The following is an 8,181-nucleotide window of genomic DNA, read 5'->3' as shown; positions in this document are numbered from 1 at the left end:
AGAAGTCTTTTCAATTCAAAAGTCAAAAGTCAAAAGTAAGAATTTTTAAGTTTAAAGTTAGAAGTCTTTTCAATTCAAAAGTCAAAAGTCAAAAGTAAGAATTTTTAAGTTTAAAGTTAGAAGTCTTTTCAATTCAAAAGTCAAAAGTCAAAAGTAAGAATTTTTAAGTTTAAGGTTAGAATTCTTTTCAATTCAAAAGTCAAAAGTAAGAATTTTCAAATTTAAAGTCAAACTCAAATGAAAAATCATATACCTATTACTGAGAGAGCTTTTGAATTTGCAATTAGAATTACTAAACTTTGTAACCTTTTAAATGAGCAACCAGGAACATCCAGATTACTAGCTAATCAATTATTTAAGTCTGGGACATCAATAGGAGCTAATTTAGAAGAATCACAGTCAGCTCAGAGTACTAAAGATTTTATTAATAAGCAACAAATATCTCTCAAAGAAGCAAGGGAAACCCGATATTGGTTAAGATTACTTATTGAAACTGAGATGATAGAATCTGAAAGGATAGCCAATCTTTTGGACGAATGCGAACAACTCATTAAAATTCTAGCTCAATCCGTAGTAACTAGCAAAAAAAAGCTGAATAATTAATTTATTACTTTTAAATTTTAACTTTTAACTTTTGAATTTTGAATTTTGAATTGAAATGCTTTTGACTTAAAAATACTTTTAACTTAAAATACTTTTGGATTTTGACTTGGAAATACTTTTGACTTCTGACTTCACATGACTTTTAATTTAAAATTTCTTACTTTTGAATTTTGAATTTTGAATTGAAATGCTTTTAACTTGAAAATTCTTACTTTTAACTTTTGGCTTTTAACTTAAAATTTATTACTTTTGACTTTTAACTTTTGAATTTTGAATTTACATGGCTTTTGACTTTTAACTTTTGACTTCTAAAAATTTCTTACTTTTGACTTTTGAATTTTGAATTTACATGGCTTTTGAATTTTGACTTCAAAATTGATGGCCGAGATATTTCTGAAACGGATGAGATAAAATAGCCAAAAGTTTGTCGGTATCTCTGATATAGTATTCACGCATATCAATACAGAGGAGATTACCTTCTAAGATTAGAAATTGCCAGATTATCCCTGTTGTTACAGCTCCATAAATGGGCAAATTTATATTTTCTCTCAAGTTAAATTTTTGAGCAGCAATCATTTCAGCCATACACTGGGGTAAACCTCCTTTAATATTTTCATTCTTGGCTTCAACTAATGTCAAAACTGGACGGCATATTTCATAAATTTCTCTTGAAGCTGTTAAAATAAAGTCACAAAAACCGTTTAATCCTAACTCAGAATCGATATTGAATTCTGAACCAGAAAAAAAACCTACTTCATTTTTATATATATGTCGGATTTCCAATAGGGTAGGGGCAATTAAAAGTTCAGAGCGGGCTTTTTCTGTATTGATAGCACTTGCCAGGGGAATATTTCGTTCTAAAATTTGTTGCAGAAATTCGCTTACTTTTACAGGAGTAATGTCAGCAAATAAATTTTTTGATTCGTCTATTGTCAAATCAAAGCGATCTCTCACTTCAGCTATGGTTTTAAATTCACTGTAGGACATGGACTTTGGCTCCTTGTTATGTTAAAATATAGCTCTTCCTAATGATAAATAGCTTAATTCATCTTCCATTCTGATAATTGGTAAACGAGGGGTTCTTCCTGGCTCAAATTCATTACCTTTAACTTAAAATTTAATTACTTTTTACTTTTAACTTTTGACTTTTGACTTAAAAGACTTCTGACTTCGTTAAAACTGATGACTGAACCTCTTGCTGGATATACTCTACCTGTATTTGCTTGTGCCGCTGCTGTAGCTGCGCTCCATTGGATACGTCAAAATATCTCGTCTTTACCTACTGTATCAATTAATTTAATTGAACCAACAGAAATTGTAGATATTCCTATTGAGCAAATAGCATTGCTGAAAAATAATACTGCCTTAGCTATTACTCGTTCCGATCCCGGTGATAATCTCGATCTAACTCGCAATACTCCTGTGTGGGCAATGGTAGAATTAGCGGAATTTTCTATAAGTGACGTTTCAGAACAAATTGTGATTTTGGGTGGTGCTGGAGTTGGACATAATATTAGGAATGGAGAAGCAGCTATCTATAGTTATGCACGACGACTGTTACAAGAAAATTTGAAACCTTTACTACAGTCAAACGAACAAATTAAAGTGACAATTATCTTGCCTGAAGGACATCAACTAGCAACTCGGACTTCTAATTCAGCTTTTGGTATAGTTGAAGGACTTTCTTTGTTGGGCACTACAGGAGTTTCTCAACCTTTGAGTGTGCCTGGGCAACTTGATGCTTATCGGGAGGAGTTACAACAAAAGGCAGCACAGTCTAGTTGTTTGGTGTTTTGTGTGGGAGAAAATGGTTTAGACCTAGCTAGGAAAATGGGAATACCACCACAGCAGACTATGAAAACAGCTAACTGGTTAGGCCCAATGTTAGTAGCTGCTGCTGTTGCTGGAGTAGAGTCTATTTTATTATTAGGCTATCATGGCAAATTAATTAAATTGGCTGGTGGAATTTTTCATACTCATCACCATCTAGCTGATGGAAGATTAGAAATTTTAACAGCTCACTGCGCAAATATGGGTTTGCCTACTTCTGTGCTACAAAAAGTTTTGGCTTGTACTACTGCCGAGGCTGCTTTGAAACTACTACGAAATTTAGATAAAGATAATGACAATAATTGGGTGGATATGGTATATAGGGCGATCGCCTACCGTATAGAGGAACGTAGTCAAGCTTACATTTTTAATCATAGTCAAAAACAGGTCCAAGTAGGTTCGATGCTATTTGACCGCGATCGCCAAATATTCCTAAAAACTGAAATTGCCGATACACTTTTTGCAGAAATTTGTTATTCTGTTAAGAATACCCTCAGCTAGAGTTAGGGTATTTGTAGAAGAAATTAATAATAGTGGATGAGGCGCGGGGGAAAATTAAAATAAATTGGTAAATTTTATAACTGGCTAGATTGAGTGACTGGTTTATAAGCCAGATTATTATCCTCTAGTCACAATACCAAAACATTTTTCTTGACATCCTTTCCCGTTATAATATTTGATTTAACGGGAGAAACTCAAACCTCACGATTTAGGTTTACTGCTTGAGTGGCACTTATCTAAACTGTTGCCAATCCCTGACAGTACATCTACACAGTCAATTTGGTCTACGATCTGCAAAGGCCACAGTGACAACTCAATGTTATCATGTTCCCTTTGTATCATAATTCTCAATGGAGTGCTTATTGTTTGTTTGGTCGCAATTCATATCCCGGTAAATTCGGAGATTATACCCGGAGAACTTATGACTGCCCAGAATGCGGTTTATCAATAGACCGAGACTTGTTTGCGGAGCATTCCGTAGGAAATGCCTCAATTAATTTAAGAAAGCGAGTGCTAATTGGTGAGGTCTCCTCAGAATGTAAGACGCACTCAAGAAATGCGGTCGGCTTGACCGTTGATGCCTGTGGACGGAGTGCTGCTGACAGTTCCGGTAGTTTGCGTAGCATTCCGTAAGAAAGCAGGAAGTAAACAGTAAAATGTTGCGCTTGTGACGTTTTATATCGGTTTTATGAAGCAGTTCTTAAAGCTCCATTTTTGATAAAACTAGCCTTGATGAAGAATTCGGTAGGAAAAGCGATACCTATTTCTAACTTATTTATGTTAGCCTGTCAGTTCTTAGCTTATTAATAAGTATAGAAGCTTTTGTGGCAGTAGGAAAAATTTAGCTTGAAACAAGAAGTGTGGAGAAACAAATTTTCCTCACCGAAAAACATATTTTTATAGCTTATAAGCTTGACCTGAAAACCTAGAATTCAGGAAAATTAACCTCACAAGTAAAAAATTATAGCACATTAACCGTGACTCTAACAAGACAGACAGAAGAAATTTCAGATTTCTCCACTCAATTTAATCGTCAGATGATTGTGATTCTGGACTTCGGTTCTCAATATTCAGAACTAATTGCCCGCCGGATTCGCGAAACTCAAGTATACTCAGAAGTCATTTCTTATAAGACAACTGCGGAAAAACTAGCAAATCTCAATCCCAAGGGAATAATCCTTTCTGGAGGTCCGAACTCAGTTTACGACCGAGTAGCACCTCAGTGCGATCCCGAAATTTGGCAGTTGGGAATACCAATTTTGGGTGTGTGCTACGGTATGCAGTTGATGGTACAGCAATTAGGGGGTGAAGTTACACGCGCTCAATTAGCTGAATATGGTAAAGCATCTTTATCTATAGATGACCCCACAGATTTACTGACTAATGTGGAAGAAGGCACAACCATGTGGATGAGTCATGGAGATTCTGTGACAAAAATGCCTTCTGGTTTTGAAGTGTTAGCTCATACAGATAATACTCCCTGTGCGGCGATCGCTCACCATGAGAAAAAGCTCTATGGGACTCAATTTCACCCAGAGGTAGTTCATTCTCTTGGTGGTCAAGCATTGATTAGAAATTTTGTGTACCATATTTGTCAATGTGAGCCAACTTGGACAACAGAAGCCTTTGTAGAAGAAGCGATTCGAGAAATTAGAGCCAAGGTAGGGGATAAACGAGTATTATTAGCACTATCTGGGGGCGTAGATTCTTCAACTTTAGCATTCTTGCTGCATCAAGCGATCGGGGATAAATTAACTTGTATGTTTATTGACCAAGGGTTTATGCGGAAGTATGAACCGGAAAACTTGGTGAAAATATTTCAAGAATCTTTTCATATATCAGTTGAGTATGTAAATGCTCGCGATCGCTTCTTGGCTAAACTTGAAGGAGTTACCGACCCAGAACAAAAACGCAAATTAATTGGCCACGAGTTTATCCAAGTATTTGAAGAAGAGTCAAAACGTTTAGGGCCTTTTGATTATCTCGCTCAAGGTACTCTTTATCCAGACGTAATTGAATCTGCTGACACCAACGTTGACCCCAAAACAGGGGAGCGAGTAGCAGTTAAAATCAAGAGTCATCACAATGTTGGGGGTCTGCCCAAAGATTTAAGGTTTAAGTTGGTCGAACCTCTGCGCAAGCTATTTAAAGATGAGGTCAGAAAAGTAGGTCGCTCTATCGGTTTACCAGAAAAAATTGTGCGACGTCATCCTTTTCCCGGTCCAGGGTTAGCAATTCGGATTTTAGGGGAAGTTACGGATGAACGGTTGAAAATATTACGGGATGCTGACTTTGTTGTACGTGATGAAATTGAACAACAAGGAATGTATCACGATTTTTGGCAAGCTTTTGCGGTGTTGTTACCTATTCGTAGTGTGGGAGTGATGGGAGACCAACGGACTTATGCTTACCCCATTGTGTTGCGGTTTGTTTCTAGTGAGGATGGGATGACTGCTGACTGGTCTCGCGCACCTTATGATTTGCTGGAAATTATTTCTAACCGCATTGTGAATGAGGTTAATGGTGTTAACCGAGTGGTGTATGATATTACATCTAAGCCTCCTGGTACTATTGAGTGGGAGTAATCGGAAGTTATAAAGTTGTATCTAACTTAGTTCAAAAATTTAGCAATGTCTTAAGCTATGCTTAGACTGCTATACATGAATGTGGAACTTAGAAAGAGAAGTCGGGTTTATTTGTTTGGAATCAAACATTTATGATATTTCCTCATAAACCTGACTTCTTGAAGTGGAAACTTGTGTGTAGTGTAGGTTGGATTAAAGGACAGCGCAACACAACCAAGGTTAACTTTTGCGACTTTGCTGCCTTCATCAAACCAACCTATTTGCAAATTTCTACAATAGAGTTGTTGGCCTACTCCGGAGGTGAAATTACTACTGCAGGATGGCGGAAATAACTAATATCATGTTCGGTTGAATACTTACACTTTGGAGGAAGGAAGGCAGAAGGCAGCTATACTGGAGGCAGAAGGGAAAGAAAGGTTCAAGGCCAGAAGTTTTTTTTATATAAGAATTGATAGTACTGATAGTTCCAAAGAAATACTGAAATTATTAATATTATTCTCCAATATTTCCTATGCATTCCTCCTTTCTCATCTCCTGACTTATAACTCCTCCGTTATTTATTTATTAGTTGTTTTTTTCAATTTATGAACATCTTAGAAAGCATAAAAATGGCAACTACAACACTGCTAGCTAATAAAGTTCGCAGTAGCTTAACCATGTTAGGTATTATCATCGGTAATGCTTCCGTTATTGCCATGATTGGAATTGGCGAAGGAGCGCAAAAATATGTTAATAATCAGGTTAATTCTTTAGGGCCAAATATTTTATTTATTGTGCCAGGAAGTCCTGAAGCTCAAAGACAACCTGTTTACTCACCCCAAACATTAGTATTAGCAGATGCAGAGGCGATCGCTTCTCAAGTACCGACAGTTAAAGAAGTTGCTCCTAGTCTTACTGCTAACGAGTTAGTTAGCTACCGCAATAAAAATGCATCATCCAGCTTAACTGGTGCAACTCCAGAATATTTAACTGTCAGGAATTTTGATGTTGCTAAAGGTAGATTTTTCACAGATTTAGATTTACAGCGACAAGAAAATATAGTGGCTTTGGGTTCAGAATTAGCAGAACAATTATTTGGTAATGAAAATCCCATTGGTAAACGAGTACGCATTAAAAATGTTACCCTAGAAGTCATTGGAGTAATGGCACCTAAAGGTACTAATCTGGGGAGTAATCAGGATATGAGTGCTTTTATTCCGATTACTACTATGGCAAATAGAATTGTTGGTAGGTCTTCTCCTTATGGTATTCAAGTAACTTTTATTTCTGTATCGGTGAAGGATGAGGATAGTATGAAAGCTGCCCAGTTTCAGATAGAAAATCTATTACGACTCCGACATAAAATTACTAATGAAGATGATTTTACCGTCAGAAGTCAGCAAGATTTATTGCAAACTTTAGGAGGTATTACAGCAGCTTTGACTTTATTATTAGCAGCTACGGCGGCGGTTTCTTTAATAGTAGGAGGTATTGGTATTATGAATATTATGTTAGTTTCGGTGACGGAAAGAACTAGAGAAATAGGATTAAGAAAAGCTATTGGTGCTTCTCAGAAAGATATTTTAGTTCAATTTATAATTGAGTCGGTGATTTTGTCTATTGCGGGTGGATTAATTGGTACTGGAATTGGTGTGAGTGGGGTGTTAATTATAGGTATTTTAACTCCTTTAGAAACAGGTATTCCCGTCACAGCGATCGCTATTGCTTGTGGTGTTTCTGGTGCTATTGGTTTATTTTTTGGAGTTGTTCCTGCAAAGCAAGCTGCTCAATTAGATCCTATTGTGGCTTTGAGAAGCATCTAAGTAATTAATAATGAATAATTAATAATTAATAATGATATTATGTCCGGTTGATTACTTATAAATAAGTAGAGGTACTGATAACTGAAATTACTATGCAATACAAATATTCTGAAAATAATTCGTTAATTCTCACAGAGAATAAAACCCAAAAACCAATCATTGTCGGGTTAGAAAATATCGCGAAAATTTATGCAATGGGCGATGTAGAAGTTCGTGCTTTAAATGGGGTTACTTTAACCATAGAAGAAGGAGAATATTGCTCTATTATGGGGGCATCAGGTTCTGGTAAATCTACTTGTATGAATATTATTGGTTGTCTCGATCGCCCTACATCTGGTAATTATTATCTCGATGGTTTAGATATAGCTAATACCTTAGAAAAAGACTTAGCTAAAATTCGCAATCTCAAAATTGGATTTGTCTTCCAACAATTTCATTTATTACCACAAATAACAGCTCTCGATAACGTTATTTTACCTATGCTTTATGCTGGAATTTCTAGTAAAGAAAGAAAAGAAAGAGCAGCAGAAGCTTTAAAGTTAGTGGGGTTAGAAAATCGGATGCATAATAAACCCAATCAACTATCAGGAGGACAACAACAAAGAGTAGCGATCGCTCGTGCAATTGTTAATCGTCCAGTATTATTATTAGCAGACGAACCGACAGGTGCTTTAGACACTAAAACTACTCAAGAAGTGTTAGATATTTTCACAGAATTAAATGCCAGTGGAATGACTGTGGTAATGGTGACTCACGAACCGGAAGTTGCAAAACAAACTAAGCGTGTTGTTTGGTTTAGTGATGGTAAAGTTGTTAATTCTAATTTGAATCCTGAAGATTTGCATACTTCTAGTTATTTT

The 8,181-nt window shown here is 36.1% G+C and carries 8 protein-coding genes; 7 read left to right on the top strand and 1 reads right to left on the bottom strand.

Annotated features, from left to right (window positions below; genetic code table 11):
* The first annotated feature begins 237 nt into the window (after nt 1-237).
* Nucleotides 238-603 (top strand): four helix bundle protein, encoded by a 366-nt coding sequence (locus tag AC3DU7_RS13970; protein ID WP_488039940.1) that lies wholly within the window; start codon nt 238-240, stop codon nt 601-603.
* 369 nt (nt 604-972) lie between these two features.
* Here the strand turns inward: AC3DU7_RS13970 and AC3DU7_RS13965 are convergent, their stop codons facing one another.
* Complete coding sequence (locus tag AC3DU7_RS13965) at nt 973-1,590, bottom strand: hypothetical protein (protein WP_488039939.1); 618 nt, start codon at nt 1,588-1,590, stop codon at nt 973-975.
* 195 nt (nt 1,591-1,785) lie between these two features.
* Here AC3DU7_RS13965 and cbiD point away from each other — a divergent pair, with 195 nt between their 5' ends.
* The 6 genes from cbiD to AC3DU7_RS13935 form a co-directional block, all read left to right on the top strand.
* Entirely contained in the window at nt 1,786-2,934 is a 1,149-nt protein-coding gene (cbiD, locus tag AC3DU7_RS13960) for a cobalt-precorrin-5B (C(1))-methyltransferase CbiD (protein ID WP_488039938.1), read from the top strand.
* A gap of 324 nt (nt 2,935-3,258) precedes the next feature.
* Nucleotides 3,259-3,567 (top strand): hypothetical protein, encoded by a 309-nt coding sequence (locus tag AC3DU7_RS13955; RefSeq protein WP_488039937.1) that lies wholly within the window; start codon nt 3,259-3,261, stop codon nt 3,565-3,567.
* 404 nt (nt 3,568-3,971) lie between these two features.
* Nucleotides 3,972-5,519 (top strand): glutamine-hydrolyzing GMP synthase, encoded by a 1,548-nt coding sequence (gene guaA / locus AC3DU7_RS13950; RefSeq protein ID WP_488039943.1) that lies wholly within the window; start codon nt 3,972-3,974, stop codon nt 5,517-5,519.
* Between the two features lie 131 nt (nt 5,520-5,650).
* Nucleotides 5,651-5,851, top strand: coding sequence for a hypothetical protein (locus tag AC3DU7_RS13945; protein ID WP_488039936.1), 201 nt, complete (start codon nt 5,651-5,653; stop codon nt 5,849-5,851).
* 252 nt (nt 5,852-6,103) lie between these two features.
* The gene (locus AC3DU7_RS13940) at nt 6,104-7,321 is read left to right on the top strand and encodes an ABC transporter permease (protein WP_488039935.1); all 1,218 of its coding nucleotides are present in this window, start codon (nt 6,104-6,106) and stop codon (nt 7,319-7,321) included.
* Nucleotides 7,322-7,413: 92 nt separating this feature from the next.
* Nucleotides 7,414-8,181: ABC transporter ATP-binding protein (locus AC3DU7_RS13935; RefSeq protein WP_488039934.1), on the top strand; the 768-nt coding region annotated here is incomplete at its 3' end.

The sequence above is a fragment of the Okeania sp. genome (assembly GCF_983059655.1).
This window is presented reverse-complemented; position numbering and strand designations above follow the sequence as displayed.

Excerpts from the sequence above, each read along its gene's own strand:
- AC3DU7_RS13970 (WP_488039940.1), top strand. The coding sequence starts at position 238 with ATGAAAAATCATATACCTATTACTGAGAGAGCTTTTGAATTTGCAATT.
- AC3DU7_RS13940 (WP_488039935.1), top strand. The coding sequence starts at position 6,104 with ATGAACATCTTAGAAAGCATAAAAATGGCAACTACAACACTGCTAGCT.
- AC3DU7_RS13965 (WP_488039939.1), bottom strand. The coding sequence starts at position 1,590 with ATGTCCTACAGTGAATTTAAAACCATAGCTGAAGTGAGAGATCGCTTT.
- guaA (WP_488039943.1), top strand. The coding sequence starts at position 3,972 with ATGATTGTGATTCTGGACTTCGGTTCTCAATATTCAGAACTAATTGCC.
- cbiD (WP_488039938.1), top strand. The coding sequence starts at position 1,786 with ATGACTGAACCTCTTGCTGGATATACTCTACCTGTATTTGCTTGTGCC.
- AC3DU7_RS13945 (WP_488039936.1), top strand. The coding sequence starts at position 5,651 with ATGATATTTCCTCATAAACCTGACTTCTTGAAGTGGAAACTTGTGTGT.
- AC3DU7_RS13955 (WP_488039937.1), top strand. The coding sequence starts at position 3,259 with ATGTTCCCTTTGTATCATAATTCTCAATGGAGTGCTTATTGTTTGTTT.